16 protein-coding genes are annotated in these 16,227 nt (G+C 35.9%); 10 read left to right on the plus strand and 6 right to left on the minus strand.

Features of this window, described 5'->3' with window-relative positions; translation table 11 throughout:
• Window positions 1-3: 3 nt before the first annotated feature.
• Entirely contained in the window at window positions 4-1,083 is a 1,080-nt protein-coding gene (locus M900_RS08615) for a hypothetical protein (protein ID WP_034732117.1), read from the plus strand.
• Window positions 1,084-1,127: 44 nt separating this feature from the next.
• Here the strand turns inward: M900_RS08615 and M900_RS08620 are convergent, their stop codons facing one another.
• Window positions 1,128-1,592, minus strand: a complete 465-nt coding sequence (locus M900_RS08620) for a hypothetical protein (RefSeq protein ID WP_021274741.1) — start codon at window positions 1,590-1,592, stop codon at window positions 1,128-1,130.
• Window positions 1,593-1,707: 115 nt separating this feature from the next.
• Here M900_RS08620 and M900_RS08625 point away from each other — a divergent pair, with 115 nt between their 5' ends.
• Together M900_RS08625 and M900_RS08630 are read left to right on the plus strand one after the other, a co-directional pair.
• Entirely contained in the window at window positions 1,708-2,223 is a 516-nt protein-coding gene (locus M900_RS08625; RefSeq protein ID WP_021274655.1) for a GNAT family N-acetyltransferase, read from the plus strand.
• A gap of 66 nt (window positions 2,224-2,289) precedes the next feature.
• Window positions 2,290-2,610, plus strand: coding sequence for a hypothetical protein (locus M900_RS08630; protein ID WP_021274420.1), 321 nt, complete (start codon window positions 2,290-2,292; stop codon window positions 2,608-2,610).
• Between the two features lie 31 nt (window positions 2,611-2,641).
• Here the strand turns inward: M900_RS08630 and M900_RS08635 are convergent, their stop codons facing one another.
• Window positions 2,642-3,076 carry a hypothetical protein gene (locus M900_RS08635; RefSeq protein WP_021274333.1) on the minus strand — a complete coding sequence of 145 codons (435 nt, stop codon included), beginning with the start codon at window positions 3,074-3,076 and terminating at the stop codon, window positions 2,642-2,644.
• A gap of 146 nt (window positions 3,077-3,222) precedes the next feature.
• Here M900_RS08635 and M900_RS08640 point away from each other — a divergent pair, with 146 nt between their 5' ends.
• Genes M900_RS08640 through M900_RS08650 form a run of 3 tightly spaced genes read left to right on the plus strand, consistent with a single transcriptional unit; the run spans window position 3,223 to window position 6,739 of the window.
• Window positions 3,223-4,389: a thiolase family protein gene (locus tag M900_RS08640; protein ID WP_021274497.1), complete on the plus strand. Its 1,167-nt coding sequence runs from the start codon at window positions 3,223-3,225 to the stop codon at window positions 4,387-4,389.
• A 56-nt stretch (window positions 4,390-4,445) separates the two neighbouring features.
• On the plus strand, window positions 4,446-5,516 hold the full coding sequence (locus M900_RS08645; RefSeq protein WP_021274422.1) for a Crp/Fnr family transcriptional regulator: 1,071 nt from the start codon (window positions 4,446-4,448) through the stop codon (window positions 5,514-5,516).
• On the plus strand, window positions 5,513-6,739 hold the full coding sequence (locus M900_RS08650; protein WP_021274364.1) for a hypothetical protein: 1,227 nt from the start codon (window positions 5,513-5,515) through the stop codon (window positions 6,737-6,739). The genes M900_RS08645 and M900_RS08650 overlap by 4 nt, the downstream gene beginning before the upstream one ends.
• Window positions 6,740-6,770: 31 nt before the next feature.
• Here the strand turns inward: M900_RS08650 and M900_RS08655 are convergent, their stop codons facing one another.
• Window positions 6,771-8,324, minus strand: a complete 1,554-nt coding sequence (locus M900_RS08655; RefSeq protein WP_157680602.1) for a hypothetical protein — start codon at window positions 8,322-8,324, stop codon at window positions 6,771-6,773.
• A gap of 131 nt (window positions 8,325-8,455) precedes the next feature.
• On the opposite strand from M900_RS08655, the gene M900_RS08660 reads away from it, so the two are divergent.
• The 4 genes from M900_RS08660 to M900_RS17160 all read left to right on the plus strand — a co-directional run bounded on the left by M900_RS08660 (window position 8,456) and on the right by M900_RS17160 (window position 12,677).
• Window positions 8,456-9,277, plus strand: coding sequence for a GYF domain-containing protein (locus tag M900_RS08660; protein ID WP_021274661.1), 822 nt, complete (start codon window positions 8,456-8,458; stop codon window positions 9,275-9,277).
• 2 nt (window positions 9,278-9,279) lie between these two features.
• Window positions 9,280-10,122, plus strand: coding sequence for a serine aminopeptidase domain-containing protein (locus tag M900_RS08665; RefSeq protein WP_021274413.1), 843 nt, complete (start codon window positions 9,280-9,282; stop codon window positions 10,120-10,122).
• A gap of 2 nt (window positions 10,123-10,124) precedes the next feature.
• Window positions 10,125-10,643, plus strand: coding sequence for a hypothetical protein (locus tag M900_RS08670; RefSeq protein WP_021274528.1), 519 nt, complete (start codon window positions 10,125-10,127; stop codon window positions 10,641-10,643).
• A 66-nt stretch (window positions 10,644-10,709) separates the two neighbouring features.
• Window positions 10,710-12,677: a serine/threonine-protein kinase gene (locus tag M900_RS17160; protein ID WP_021274644.1), complete on the plus strand. Its 1,968-nt coding sequence runs from the start codon at window positions 10,710-10,712 to the stop codon at window positions 12,675-12,677.
• A 24-nt stretch (window positions 12,678-12,701) separates the two neighbouring features.
• Here M900_RS17160 and M900_RS08680 read toward each other — a convergent pair whose 3' ends face one another.
• Genes M900_RS08680 through mutL form a run of 3 tightly spaced genes read right to left on the minus strand, consistent with a single transcriptional unit; the run spans window position 12,702 to window position 16,218 of the window.
• Entirely contained in the window at window positions 12,702-13,565 is an 864-nt protein-coding gene (locus M900_RS08680; protein WP_021274737.1) for a pyruvate, water dikinase regulatory protein, read from the minus strand.
• A gap of 9 nt (window positions 13,566-13,574) precedes the next feature.
• The gene (gene miaA / locus M900_RS08685) at window positions 13,575-14,531 is read right to left on the minus strand and encodes a tRNA (adenosine(37)-N6)-dimethylallyltransferase MiaA (RefSeq protein ID WP_021274374.1); all 957 of its coding nucleotides are present in this window, start codon (window positions 14,529-14,531) and stop codon (window positions 13,575-13,577) included.
• The gene (gene mutL, locus M900_RS08690; protein WP_021274518.1) at window positions 14,518-16,218 is read right to left on the minus strand and encodes a DNA mismatch repair endonuclease MutL; all 1,701 of its coding nucleotides are present in this window, start codon (window positions 16,216-16,218) and stop codon (window positions 14,518-14,520) included. The genes miaA and mutL overlap by 14 nt, the downstream gene beginning before the upstream one ends.
• Between the last annotated feature and the right edge of the window lie 9 nt (window positions 16,219-16,227).

The raw sequence follows: 16,227 nt of genomic DNA on the forward strand, positions 1-16,227 counted from the left end.
TTTATGAAAATTTTAATCCTGTTAATATGTATTTCGTGCGTCTCAACTTTTGCAAAATTTATTACCGATCGTCAGTATATGTATGTTCATAAGACTGTTGCAGGTTCAACAATCTTGGTTAGTGAAGGAGATATTGTATACTACTATAGAGAAACAAAGTCTGTTCCATTTAACCCACCGCTTTTGAAATTCTATTTGGATAAAGAATTAAAGAAGGATCTAATTGCGGAAGTTTATATGAGAACCGAAAAGTACCCTAGGCCATACAAAGATATGTATTATTCGATGCTCAAATTTTATAAGCACGAAAAAGGGAACTATGTCGAGGAATCGATAAATTTTGGGGGTGGCAAAACATATAGTCAGGAGGAAAGAACTTTAATACGTGTGCCTTATTTTGGAGATTGTAATCCAAGGTCTTGTGGGCTAGCCGCAATATTTATAGAAGATGAAGGCGAAAATTGGTTGAGCCTTTACCTGACGGTTAAAAAATCCGCAACAGAGAGTGAAGATGTAAAAGTTTATTTTTCTAAATCAGAACTTCTTAAATATAAGTTTAAAAAACTACCTACGTTTGATGAAATTTATAATAAGAGTAATTATTCGTTATATGAATATGAAGAATTTATAAAAAATCTTAAAAAGATTATCAAGGAGAGAGACTCTAAGGCGTTAGTTAAACTCATTAAAAAATGTGGTCATTATGAAAGATTGGGACCCACAAAGTTAGAAGAAGTAAAAGAATTTTATAGTATCATGGCAGATGAGGTCAGCGATGTTAGCTCGTCTTTGTTTGAATTTCTTGAGAAGGTCTTTGTTGAAGGGAATGATTATTTTAAATTATATTATCGTTTGTCTGATCTTCAAAAAAAGCCACCGATAAATACTTTAAGAAGATACTTTGGAGTTAAAAGAAAACTGTCGGGGTATAATTACTTCGAGTTTTTACTTTATTATAACGATTACAGAAATGGTTGTTTTGTTTTTCGAGAGGAGGAGCAATTACAACTACATATTTCAGAAGATACTTCTCCCATCATGGAAATTGATGAGTTTATTCAGCAGTTTGAACCAAAAAAATAAATCTCAAAAAGAATGCCCCCAAGTTATATTGGAGGCATTCTAATTTATTTGTATTCGATAGTTTGATATTCCATTGGACTATGACAAGTATCATAAGTCGCTTCATGTTGAGCAATTACTTTTACAACATTTGAAACATTGAACTTATTTGAATAAAGAGCTTCTTCGTGCTCAATTGTTGCAATATATTTTACTGCTTCATATTCTTCACAAATACCATCGTTAACAACAACATCTTTTTGAAATGTCGTAACATATGTTGCTGAGTAATCATGATAATCAAATTCTTCTTCAACTACTAAAAGTTTAACTGTTTTTGTTTCACCATTTACAGTAACAACTGCTTCTTTCTTATTTCTATCAAGAGAAATAACATTGATTTCTACAACTTTTAAAAGCTCGTAAGTCGAGTTGTAAGAGTTAATTTGTAACTCACCTTGTGCTTCAAAGCTTGCCCCAAAGCTTGAAAGCGATAGAAGTGCTAAGGCACCAATAATCATTGATTTCATAAATATCTCTCCAGTTTTGTTTGGCCTTATTTCTCATCTCGCTAAATAAAAGTAAAGTTAGGATTGTGTTATGTAAAATATATACATTGTTCGAAAATTCGTGGAAAATATTCCCATGATATTAAGAGAATTAGGAACATTGGATGAGGGTGCCTTTAAGAAAGGGTTAAGTCATTGGAATCGAGAGGATTGGACTTGGTTTACCTTCGAATATAAGGAAGGAATGACGCACTCTGAGCATCTTCAGGCCCTAGCAGATGCAAGAGATCCAAATAAAATTGCTCCTGGGAGAGTTCCTGCAACTATGCTCTACGCTTTTATTGATGGCGAAATCGTAGGAAGAGTATCAATTCGTCATGAGCTAAATGACTTCCTTCTTCAGCGAGGAGGGCATATCGGCTACGCCGTTAATGAAATCTATCGCAAGAAAGGTTATGGCCAGGAAATCCTCGCAGGAGCCATTGAATTTTGTCGCAAACAGCTTGGACTTGATAGGGTATTAATCACTTGTTCTGCAAAGAATACACCTTCTGTGCGTATGATCGAAAAGGCCGGTGGAGTACTTGAAAATGTCGTTCATGACCCAGATACAGGGGACGAAGTGAATCGTTACTGGGTGAGTCTGGCTTAAATTTTACTTTCAATTATTTTTTGGCTAGCATTTTAGAGTAATAATATTTTTTTACATGGAGTTCGTATGAAAAAGTTCTTATTTCTACTTTTTATTACCGCAAATGTATTTGCCCTAAGAATTGAAGGTATGGTTAACTACGGTCCATTCCTCAATTGTGAAATCTATAATGATTACCATGTTCCTGTTCAAGTAAAGAACTACGAATATACAATTAGACTAAGAAACGGTCAGCTTTATCGTGAAAATCTAATCTGTCAGTTTAACTGTACAATTGAGGACTATGGATTCAAAAGATTTTCTGGTCCGGTAAACTCACCAATGGTTTACGATGCTCGTTGTAGTGCAAATGTTGCAAGACTAGTTCGTCCACCAAGACGTAGATAATAAAAAAAGGCCAGTTAGTCTGGCCTTCGTTTTATTGATTTAAAAGTTGGTCAGCCATTATTGTTAGGCCAACATTTTCGCGATTGATTTTGTAGAAAATTTTCTGCCCTTTAAATTCCTCTTCTTCCCAAGAATCTTTGTAATCCATCCACTCTGGTGTTGAGAAATATGTATCAAAAAATCCACCGATAGAATCAACTAGTGAATCAAGATTCTTCGTATAATCTTGACCATCTGTGAGATCGATAGAAACAAAATATGTTGTCGGAATTGAGGACTTATCCTTAGTATTGATAAGACTCGCAATAACCACAAGCTCACCTTTATGAAGACGTCCAAAAACCTCAAACTCGCGAGTTTTGTTATCTAATTGCGCCTGGTATGAAGTTTCAAGTAGTTCTTTAACTGTTGTCGACCACTCTAGTGGTAGGTCTAGTAGGAAGGGAGAGTCTGTTCTCGATAGCATTTATGTACCTCATTAATTTTTGCTCACTTTAGCTAAGAAGGGACGTTTGTGTCAATGGTGCTACGTGTTTATTTGGAACATTGCCCCTAAAATTATCGTATAATGAAGACTATAATGACCAAGAATTTTTAGACATAGGAGATATTATGAGCGTTTATATTTTATCAGGAGCGAGAACTGCTAGTGGTAGTTTTCTTGGGTCACTTTCATCAGTGCCAGCACCAAAATTAGGTGCAGCGGCAATCGAAGGTGCGATCGCTAAAGCTGGTGTAGATAAGTCAAAAGTTGAAGAAGTATTTATGGGTAACGTTGTTACTGCAGGTGTTGGACAAGCTCCAGCAAGACAAGCGGCGATCTTCGCAGGTCTTGATCAATCTGTTCAGTGTACAACTCTTAATAAGGTTTGTGGTTCAGGACTTAAGGCAATTATTTCAGCGGCTCAATCTATTAAGGCCGGAGATAATTCACTTGTTGTTGCTGGTGGGATGGAGAATATGTCACTTGCTCCACACTTGATCATGAACTCAAGAACTGGTGTGGCAAAGTTTGGTGAAGCTGCAATGAAAGATGCTATGCAATGGGATGGACTATGGGATGTTTATTCAAACCGTCCAATGGGTAACTGTGCTGAAGAGTGCACACGTAAGTATGACCTTACTCGTGAAGCTCAAGATGCATTCTCAATTGAGTCTTTCAAGCGTGCTCAAGCTGCAATCAATGATGGAATTTTTAAAGATGAAATCGTTGCTGTAAAAATTCAAGACCGTAAAGGTGAAGTTACAGTTGATACAGATGAAGGACCATTTAAGGCAAACTTCGATAAGATTCCAACTCTAAGACCGGCTTTTGAAAAAGATGGAACTATTACTGCAGCAAATGCTTCAACTATTAATGATGGTGCAGCAGCAGTTGTACTTGGTGGTGAAGAATATAAAGACCAAGCCGAGTTCAAAATCGTTGGATATGCAGGACATGCTCAAGATCCAACTTGGTTTACAACTGCTCCAATTGAAGCAATGAAAAAGAACTTTGCAAAAACTGGATTAAATGTATCAGATATTGGTGTTTTTGAAATCAATGAAGCGTTCGCGGCCGTGCCAATGGCAGCAATGAATGAGCTGGGTATTGATCACAAGGACCTGAACATCTTTGGTGGTGGGGTTTCCCTTGGTCACCCAATTGGGGCTTCTGGAACTAGAATTATCGTAACTCTGATGTCTGCAATGAAAAAGAGAAACTGTAAGTACGGAATGGCCTCTATTTGCATCGGTGGCGGTGAGGCGTTATCATTAATCTTAGAAAAGATTAAATAATTGTTCTTGTCCCTCAGGGATGGGGGACATATTTCTTTCATGGAAGAGAGGAAATAATGGCGACAGCTAAGGAAGCATCAGGCGGAAAGTCTGGTCTTATTCAGTACAAACCGGGTGACACAATTTTCAATCAGAATGATCCCGCAGACTGTTTGTATATTATTCAAAAAGGTCAAATCAGATTATTTATTCCAAAAGGAAAAGGCTTCGTCGATCTTGCAATTTTAAGATCAGGTGAAGTAATCGGGGAGATGGCCTACTTTGATGATAAGGCCTCTCGTCGCTCATGTTCTGCGCAAGCAATTGTTTCGACTGAAGTAATTCGAATTTCTTTTAAGGCCTTTGATAAAACCATGCAGGGTCTAAATCCATGGTTTAAAACTATTATTAATACACTTGCTGATCGTTTAAGAAAGACAAATGATAAAGTAAAAGAACTTGAATCTAACTCCGTTGGCTTTGGAGTTGGTGGTAAAGTTGCTGATTATAAATTCTTTGTTACGGCCGACGTTTTAAAAATTCTTGGAAGTCTCTACCTTGTGACTAAAACTCACGGAGATGTTCTTGCAGATGGAAGATATCAGATTCACACTAATAAGTTAAAATATTATCTCTATGATGTATTTGCAGTTAAAGAAATTAAGTACGAAGAATTATTTAATCTGCTTCAGCAAGAGCACTATATTCAGATTGTTAACGATGAGGATAATCTTCCTAAGGTCGCTCAGTTTGCTGACTTAGAAGGACTTAGAAGTATTCTTGTATTCTTAAACCAAGAGAAATTGAAAGAAGAAGAGAAGAAAATAAAAGTCTCTCCAAAGACAGAGAGGCTTCTTGGAAAAGTAATTGAACAAGCAAGAGCAAAAGGTGCAACTTCTGATACGGATAAGGTCTTAATTGATTTAAGTGTAATTCTTGATGAGTTTAAAGAGAAGCAAGTGGCCATAGGTGATGAAGATCTTAAAGACGCCATCACTGCAGGTCTTTGTGATGATATTGTGATTGGTGACTTTAATAAGCTGGTATTTAATGTTTATTATAAAAAACTTATAAAAATATTTCCGGCACTAAGGCTGCAAAATGCAATAGATGCTCATAATAAGAAAAAAGCTGGGAAACAATATTGAGCAATTTTAAAAGAATAATAAAAGATAATCATGGCTTTACTTTAGCTCAAGTAATGATTGCTGCGGCCCTAATGGGGGGACTTGCCCTTGGGTTCATGCAGATCATGAAAAATATCAATGATGGTCAAAGTTTCGCAAACTCCATGAGTGATGAAATGATGATGAATAATGAAATTAATTTGATTTTGTCAGAAGAAAGATATTGTCGAGTAAGTCTTGCAGGAGATGGGGAAGTAGGGGTGCCAATAGCACCTGTTACATTTTCAAAAACAGATATTGATGAAGATGGAGAGGGTTTAGACATAGAGCTCTTTTTAAGTAATCAAGATGGAAATGCAAGAACAATAAAAAAGCTTAGTGGGACGGATCCTACGCGAGCAAAATACGGTCATCTTAAAATAAAGTCATTGAAGTTACTAATGAATAATTCTGTCGGTACAACGTATAGTGAGTCTGCGAGTCATCTCGACATGGGAGTTGTTCGTGTCGCTTATGAGAAGAAAATCAGTTCAACAAAGTATCGTGAGATGACTCAAGATTTTCCTGTGAAAGTGAGAATGAAAACAAATTCAATGGGAGAGTCGACGATCTTAGCTTGTTCTGGAACGAGTCTTAGTTCAGAAGGATTTAAGTATCCTACAAGTTGTAAGATGACTTTTTCTCATCGAGATAATGGTGGGGCATTTAGAAATGTAGAGCTGGACATGAGCTCAGGTGGCTATGTCGGCTTGAGACTTCGAGGTGATGTTAACGGCGATGATGATTTCAAAATTACAGGGAATTGTTCAGCTGGTGAAGAGATTGATGATTATATAAAAAGTTGTGAGTTAGGATTTGGCTGGAGAGATTCTACTGATACGGGATCATCAATTGTAGCAAGCCCATTTAAAATTAGAACATCGACTTTCAATGGGAGCGTTACGATTAATACAGATGGTGATGTTAATGGGGACGATTCATTCTATTATCGTCTACGTTGTCCAAATGGTAGTAATTCTGATTTGAATACATATATGAAAGAGAAGTGCATGATTTGTATGGGACATACTGACGAATGGTATGCTTCTCCACAGAAACAATCATGTAAGAAGCTTCAAGATTTGTCAGATAATAGTTGGGGAAGAATTATGACGTCTGGTGATGTTGGTGCTGATGATGCCATGTTCTTAGGATTCTTTTGTGAGGGCGAACATTATAATGTAATAAAAAATTGGGCATATTAAATTAGAGGCATCCAATTGGATGCCTTTTTTATTAGTTCCCCGTTGAAGAATAATTAACTTTCACAGAGTCACCACTTCGATAAACTGATGAACCGTTAAGCTTTAGGAAGTAACCCGTCTCATATGTTCCTGGAGTTTTAGGTGTATAATCTCCCGGTCCTTCGATGCGAATATTAAAGTTAGTTAAACGCGTAGGAGATGAACCTGATTTGATTAATTCCCAACCATTCGTTGTACTTTGAGGAATATTTGTTCCGTTCTTAGTTACTTTAATTGTGCTTTCATTTGGCTTGTCCGCTAGTTTAACGTAACCAAAGTGTTGAGTCGCTGTTGTGTAGTTTACAAGAAGACATTCAGGATAAATAACTTTCGCATCACCAAAAAGTTCAATTGCTTGTCCTGAGAAAGATTCACCAATAGTTGGAAGAAATCTCGCGTTGAATGTTCCAGAGCCTACATATCTGAATCCGGAAACTTTATCACCAGATTGGTCAACATCATTACTTCCATCAACATCACGAGTGATCGTAACAGAAGATGGTATTTCGTAGAATTCTTGGCCATTAGACTTTGTGATTGAAATTGAATTAAGATCAACCTCTTTTGAAGAATCTGCAAGTGGCCAGAAACGATACTGGTGTTTTAAAATAGCGTCTGAAATAGCATCGTTAACACCACTGAAAATATTTGTGTAATCCCCTGAACAAATATCAAACTTATCGCTTTGCCCACCAATACGAGTAAAGTCAAAACCATTAGTATAAGACTGGTTGTAAATAACATCAGATACTTTGTCGTAGACTACAGATTGTTGAGAATTACTGGATACACTACACACAGAACTGCGAGCTGTTACTGTTAAGTATCTCATCATCAAAGAGTTTAGTACTGGAGCGCCAGTACAGCTTGAGTTAAAAGTTGATTGCGAACCGTAGTTAGACTTATTGTAGTTTCCTCTCATGCAAAGAAGGTCGTGTGCTTTTGCAATGGCATAGTTTCTTTTCGAACTGTCATTACATGCGTAGTTACCAGAAGTACATCCATCATCATCTTCATTAGACATTGTGATGATTAATGTATAAGCATTCTTTCTAAAAACTCCATTTGATTGATTATATCTGATTAAATCGATAGCTCTTTTTGTTCCTGATTCATATGACGAACCAGACGTAGGAAAACTGTCAAGTACTGAAGCTGCCTGACTCCAGTTAATTGTTGTAATGCCATTTCCAGGAACAGTGCCCTGTCTCGAGAAAAAATATGAGTTGGCATTTACAGAGCTTGTATTCACCGGAATTAATGGTGCCATCAAAACGTTGTAATCGTAACGATCACTAATTGTATTGATAAGATTATTTAAAGCTGCCTTGGTTTGAGAATTTAAATAAATGCTACTTGATGAATTATCCCATAAGAAGAGTAGGTCAACCGGAGGTCTCACGTAGGTGAATTTCGAGCATTGAGATGCTGAAACAGAACTACTAGAGCTCGGGTTGGAATTACTACTTACGATAGGCGGTAGAAACTCTTCTTTCGAGCATGATTGGATAATGAATAGGGTGACAAGTAAAATTAGTTTTTTCATACCTTAGACTAATCGGAAATCTGATCAAAAAACTTTAGTACTCGGGATAGGGTAATTTTTAACATGCTGTTTCTTATAGAAATTCAACAGGTTATTATATAGTTATAGAAATATCGGGAGATTAAATACATATGACAAATTGGTACTATGTTGAGGGCAGTGAGAGAGTTGGACCTGTAACGGAAGAAAAGCTTGCTGAGTTAATTTCATCTGGAATGTTGAATGAAGAGAGCTATATCTGGAAAAAAGGTTTTGATAACTGGGAAAAAGTAAAAGATGTTTCCGAAGTCCAGTACATGCTTGAAGTCAATGAAGAAGCTGGGATCGATGATTTACCACCAATTAGTAATGATGGGTTTCCTCCTGTTATTAATAACGAAGATGTAAAAGTTAAAACTTTTAGCTTTGATTCTCTTGGGCCTAATGACAAAGTTATTTCAATTAAAATTGGTATTGATAGAGGAGCAGATGAGACAGAATATGGTCCATATACACTCTCAGAGCTTAAAGCAGCATTTAATGAAAATAGAGTTAATGAAAAAACTCTAATGTATATTCCAGGAATGAAGGAATGGATATTCCTCGGAGATATGCCAATCTTTGAAAAAGTATTTGGTGAAGCTCCTCCGGTAATTTCTGATATCGATCGCCGCCGAAATTTGAGAAAACCATTTGTCGCAAGAATGTTTTTTCATGACTCAAAAGAAGTATTTGAAGGTGTTTGTCGTGATATTTCTGTTGGCGGTATGCAAATCTTAGTTTCAAATTCACCTTTTGACATTGGTGATGAGATCAAGCTTAATGTTCACCCTGACAACGATGCCTATAATTTCGTCGCAACTGGTTTAGTCGTGAGAAGTTTAGAAGCTGATCAAGGATTTGCACTACGCTTTGTTGATCTTTCTGATGAAGCAGAAAGGGCAATTAATAGTTATATGAAATCTGATAATTAATTATGTTAAAAAAAGGTGAGAAAATCACAAAGCTTAAAGTCTCTCTAGATGGGGATAGCCTCTATGTGAAGACTTGCGGAGAAGAGGATTTTAAAGAGCATCTTATTTTTTTTCATGATATTGGAGAGTATCATGAGCGCTATAGTGACTTTATCGACTATCTCTACGAACGTAATATATCAACGACGATTATCGATTTGAGAGGCCATGGTCTAAGCAATGGATCACGAGGCTTAATTCCAAGTGTTGATAGTATTTTCAATGACAACAAAATAATTCATGAATATCTTAAGTCGGTTTTTCCTGAGCAAAGAAAAATAATCGCCGGACATGGTGTCGGTGCATTGATCGCATTGGACTTCTTTGTTACATATAATGAGTTTGATGGCCTTGCTTTGTTCAATCCTTCCTTAAAGTTTAATGAGACTGTAAGACTAAAAATAGATAGCGTCTTTAGTCGAATTGGATTAATTGATAAGATTAAAATTAATCACCTTATGAATCTTGATGATCTAAGTGATAATGTAGAACTTGTAAGAAATCATAAGCATGATCCACTGATTAATAGAAAAATTAGTTTAAGCACTTTTAAGGCGATCGAAGAGTTAATTGAAAAATCAAAAAGTAATATATATTATGTTAATAAACCAACTTATATTGCAGTAGGTGAAGATAATCATTTACTCGATATTGAAGCTCTTTCATTATTTACCATGTCAGTTGAAAAGAAGTATCTAACAAACGAAATTTTCAAAAGTATCGGACATGAGATTTTTAATGAATTAGATAGACATGAATGTTTTAATTCGATGTATAATTGGATTGAAAAAAACTTTAGAAGGTAGTTATGAAAAAAATCACTCTTGCATTTTCAGTTTTACTTATTATTGCGTCTTGTTCGAACCTGACTAAGAATATGGTTAAATCTGGTGATTTCTCTATTCGCAGTGGAGCAATGGGAAGTAAAGAGTGGGATGAAACGTTGAAGTTTAATAGGGTTTCTTGGTTCCATGAATTAACAATGTTATATGATCTTGTTTATACTAAGATTGATGAGAAAAGTGCCTTTTATAATTGGTTTGATAATGATGAGAAGAGAAGGATTTCTAACTGTAATGAGAAGTTAATTACATTAAGTTACTATCTTGATAGTTCGAGAATTTCTCATACGATGGTTAAAAATAAGCTACTTGACCAGGGTTATGAGGAATATTCAGTTCCAAACTTCACTAGGGCCTTAAAAACTCACCCAGATTTCGAAAAGCTATCGCTTCAACTCTATAAAGTTAATTTATATTGTCACAAGTCTAAAGCAAATGCCGAAATTTACATTGATTTCCCAAATTTTGAAAAAATAAAACTTTAAGGCATGAAATAATGTTTAAGTTCTGACTGATTTACTCCGTTAAGAGTTAGTAAGGAGTTTAGAGCTATGAGTTCGGATAAAAAATTTGATCGCTTCGGGCGTTACCTAATTCTTGATCATTTGGTCGACGGCGGAATGGCAAAGATTTGTCGTGCGCGTTTTCTTGGTGAACAAGCAGATAAAATTGTTGCGATTAAGATGGTTCAACCACAGTTTTCTAAAGATGATTCATTCAAGACAATGTTTATGGATGAGATTAAGACAACTTTCGGTTTATTACATCCAAATATTGTTCAAACTTATGACTATGGTCTTCATAACGAACAGCTCTTCGTCGCAATGGAGTATTGTGACGGTCGAAACTTAAAGCAATTCTTAGATAAACTTAAAGAGAGAAACTTTGTTTTCCCTGTTGAGATCTCTTCCTATATTGCAATCCAAGCATGTCTTGGACTTCATTATGCACATACTTTTACTGATAAACTAACAGGGAAACCTGCAAATATCGTTCACCGTGATATTTCTCCACATAATATCATGTTAACTTTTGATGGCGCTATCAAGGTAATTGACTTTGGTATTGCGAAATCGGAAACAAACTCCGAAGCAACTCAAGCAGGAACAATTAAAGGAAAACTTTCTTACCTTGCTCCTGAATATCTTGATGGACTTGATTTAGATCCACGTTATGACTTATTTGCAGTCGGTATTACACTTTGGGAAATGCTATGTTCTAGAAAGCTATTTAAGGCTTCAAATGATCTAGCAGTACTAAAGAAAATTCAAGAGTGCAAAATTCCAAGGCCATCTTCAATCAATCCAAATGTTCCGGAAGAGCTTGATCGCATCTTAATGAAGGCGCTTCAAAAAGATAGAACTAAACGTTATGCAAATATGGAAGACTTTGCTAGAGAGCTTAATAAGTTTCTTTATTCGACGTATCCAGAGTTTAATGCTTCAGACCTATCATACTTTGCAAAAGAATTATTCAAAGAAGAAATTAAAGAAGATAGAGAAAAATTATATGAGTTTGGTCAAATTGAACTTAGACCTTATCTTGATGACCTAAAGCATGAAAGTGAAAATGGAACTGCTAACTCTTCGTCATCTTCTTCTAGTACTCCATCAGCTGGTGAAGCAACTCAAAAGAGAAAAGCTCTTGAGGCTGAGTTAGATTTTGGCTTTGATAGTGAATCGCCTGCAAGTGTAGGTGAAAATCATAATGAACCTACATTAACTGTTAAAAGGGGAATGCCTAAAGTTGGTGGGAAATCGGGTGGTACTCGTTCGAGAACGAGTGTCAAAAAGTTAGATTTCTCAGAGAAGACGAGAAGTACAAAAATCAAGAAGGTGAAGAAGTCAGAAAAGAAATCTTCTTCGAATAAAATGATATATGTTGCTGGAGTTGCTCTTATTGTTGGAGCTCTTGCATTTAAATTCATGCCTGAATCTGTAATGCCTGGGGTAGCTAATGAATCGCCTGCCGTTGTGACAACAGAAGTACCGACACAAAATTCTCCTGAAGTTAAAGCGGAGAGAGCTCCTTCTAGTGAGACAGCAAGAATAAAGTTTAAAAATTTTAACAGAAGAAAAGATAAAGTATATATCAACGGTTCCTTGGTTAACACAGATGTTCTTAACACTATTGAAGTTCCGGCTGAAAAGAATATTGTTTTAAGAGTGGTGAAGCCTGGGAGAGAGTATTACGTTGAACCAAATATGGTCATGACTAAAGGTGAACTTAAAGAGCTTGATGTGATGGAGCGTCCAGTAGCGCTTTATGGTTATCTGACAATGAGTAGAGCATGTATTGATGGTAAGATTTATTTCGAACTATTCGGAGAGGATAGAGAAGAAGAGCTTCCAATAAAAGAAAGACCAGGTATTCCTTTTCCTACAACGATTACTTCGGAAGGAGTTTCGGTTGAACGTGAACACGAAGTCTTCATTCAAAGACTTGGAAGAGGCGTCAAAAAGAGTGTGAAATTCACTATTACCGAATCTAAGGTTGTCGACCTTTGTAAGATCTTATAAAAAACTCCCTGTTGGGAGTTTTTTTTATTCATCTTCTAAATTACTTTGAGTTTGTTTAAAGATATTATTTTTTCTCATACTGAGAAGTTTCATAATGTCTGATGCTGTTTCCTCTAGCGCCTTATTTGTCACATTGAAAATTGGCCATCTCTTATTATTTCTAAAGATCTCAGATGCCCATTCGATTTCAGCAGTAACTTTTGAATCATCTGCATAGTTACCAGTATGTTGCTCGGCCCCAAGTTTAGTTAAACGATTTCTTCTAATATTTGATAAGGCTTCAGGATCGATTGTCAGAGCGAAGATTTTTCTCTGATCAACTTCGAATAACTCTTTTGGTAGTTCTGTTCCGGGGATAATTGGAACGTTTACAACCTTGATCCCATGCTGAGAGAGGTATACTGACAATGGCGTTTTCGAAGTTCTAGAAATTCCAACAAGAATGACGTCTGCTAAATGGAGAGTATTGAGGTTTCTCCCGTCGTCATGATTGAGAGTAAATTCCATTGCCGCTACACGGTCGAAGTACTCATTATTAACCTGGTGAAGTAGTCCAGGGATTGCCTTAGGCTCTTGTTCAAAATAATTTGAGAATGTCGTTAGAACAGGCCCCATAAGGTCTAGAGATCTAACATGCTTCTGCCTTGAGATTTCTGAAATATAGTCTCGAAGCTCAGAGCTTACGATAGTGTAAATAACAAGATCGTGGTGAATTGCCGCTTCATCGAAAATAGATTTTATTTGTTCTTTATCACGTACATTTTTAAAACGAGTAAAATAAACATCTTTATCAGGAAACTGAGTCATTACCGCGCGAGAAATTGCCTTGGCCGTTTCCCCCGTACCGTCAGAAATAATTACAATTTTCAACTTTTTTAATGTGCTCATTAATTTTTCCTATTTTATAAAATCTTCTACTATTTTATATAACATATCTTTTTCAGATAGGGGATTGATAACTTTTTTAGGTTCGACCTTTTTTAAAAATGTCTTCTGGGCCTTGGCCAACTTTCTCGTATTTATATAAATTAGTTCAGCAAGTTCACCAGTATTAGTCAGTTGACCCTTTAAGAAATCAATTGTTTCTTTATAACCAATAGAGGCAAGTGGCTTCTCATCGCCACTAAATGTTTTAAGGATTTCTTGAACTTCTTCAATTAATCCACTCTTAACCATTTTATTTGCTCTCGACTTCATAATTTCCCAGTGCTTTTCTTTATCAATTAGCAATGAGATATGTTCAAAATCAATATTAGGATGAATATTTTTATCAAAATTATAAGGTTCGTTCTTGTCGAGAATCTCTTTTTGCTCTGAAAGCTTTGTTCCAGTTGCTTTAAAATGCTCATAGGCACGAGTCACGCGATAGTGATCGTTAATATGAAGATTTTGAATACTCTCTGGATCATGCTCCTGAAGAAAATTCCAGAAAAACTCGATGCCTTCTCTTGATAGCAGCTCTTCAGTCTCTTTCCTCACTCTTTCGCTTACGGGCTCTGATTCGTACATCCCTTTAACAAAACTTCTTAAATAGAAAGTAGAACCGCCAGTTAGGACTGGGGTTTTGCCTTGAGCGTGGAGCTGATTTACTTTTTCGGTGCAAAGCTTTACATAGTCGTTTGCATTTATTTCATGAGAAATAGAAGATATATTAATGAGATGGTGAGGAATTGATGCGAGCTCTTCTTTTGAAGGTTTTGCTGTTCCTATATTTAATTCATTATAAAAGAGCAAACTATCATAATTAATAACTTCAAAGCGAGCTTCTGGAAACTTGCGAGCAAGTTCAATACTAATATCCGTTTTCCCTGTTGCTGTAGCCCCTGAGAGTATAAGTATTTTATTTCTTTCCATAAAATTTCGTTCTTAAATCTTTACCGCTTAATTTCTTGGCCGCTCCACATTTTAATAAATGAATTAGTCCATTCTTCTTAAAGATGTCACCCATTAGGCCTTTGTCGAGATTAACTTTTGAAAAGTCGCAGTCTTCGATATTTTTACCTTTTAATAAGGTATTTAAAACTTCTTCGACAATTTGTATATAGTTATAAGATTCAATAAATGAGGGAATAGTTCTAAGTACTAAAGTCGTATAGTCGATTCGATCAATCTCAATACCAAAGTTTTCTAAAGATTGAAGAGCTTCCTGTTCATTATCTGTCGCGGCAATATTAAAGGGCTCACTAATAAGAAGGGGAGTTAACTCCTTTTCTTCTTTTTCTTCTATCTGCTTTAGTCGATCGATAACGGCAACTTCGCTGTTTAATAAGTAAAGTCCGCTTTCAATACTATCGAGAATAAAAATATTACTTCCCGCAGAAATAATCTTATTATCAACTTCTCCTGAAAATAAGCTCTTTTGTCCAATCTCTAGAGAAGTGTTACTTGTATCCCAACTTGTAGAAATTTGATCAGTTGCTGATGCTCGCTCCCAAAGAGGTGAACTCATCAGTGTTTCAAAAGGCGAAGCATTTTCAGAGATAAGATCATCTTGCACTTGATTAGGAGCTAATTGTTCCTGGTTATTCTTTACGATATTTTTTAGGGACGCAGAAACCAGAGAGAATACTTCATTTTCATTTAAAAATTTAATCAGAGTTTTATTCGGATGAACATTAACATCAATTTCATTTTCGGCTACGTGAAGTTCAACGACAAAATGGCCCGTTTCACCAAAGTTCCATAGCTTTTCAAGATTACGAATAACAATCTGCTGAAGTTTTTTATCAGTGAAGAGTCTTCCGTTAACAAAGAGATAGTGATGCTTTCCTGTATATCCCTTTGTTGATTCTTTCGAAACATAGATTTTAACTTGGTTTTTTAAATACGAATTTGTCTCCTCAAGCAGACTAACTTTTCTCGTTTTCGTCGAGATAATTTGAGCAATCCTCTTGCCGCGTTCTTCAATTGCAACCGCCGGATAAATTTCTCTATCTTCGTCATCAAAAACAACAGAGAATTTAATATGTGGGTTGGTGATTAGAAATGCGTTGATAATTCTTCTTAATGCATTCTTTTCACTCGTTTTACTTTTGATAAATTTCAGACGAACTGGAGTATTATAGAAGAGGTCTTTCACATATATTGAAGTACCTTGCTTATTTGGTCTATAAACACTGTGCTCTACTGTTTGAGCACCGTTTATAATAATCTTACCACCACTTAAAATGTCTTCCTTTGGAGCGGAATGACATGAAATTCTTGAAACACTTGAAATCGATGCAAGTGCTTCTCCTCTAAATCCAAAAGTATTTAGGCGGTAGATATCTTCAAAACTTATAATCTTGGAAGTCGCGTGACGACAGAATGCGTAGGGTAGCTCATCAAAGAACATTCCTTTTCCGTCATCTTCAATTGCAATTAGATCAAGACCATTGTCTTTGATTGTTATCTTTATTTCAGTAGGTTTTGAATCAATTGAGTTTTCGAGTAATTCTTTTAAAACATTGGCCGGGCGTTCTACAACTTCACCGGCCTTAATTTGATCTATGAGATGTTCAGGTAATAAATTGATGCGGTTTTTGTTTTCTACTGTTTCCATTGAAGGTTT

The organism is Bacteriovorax sp. Seq25_V (assembly GCF_000447795.1).
Taxonomy (GTDB): domain Bacteria; phylum Bdellovibrionota; class Bacteriovoracia; order Bacteriovoracales; family Bacteriovoracaceae; genus Halobacteriovorax_A.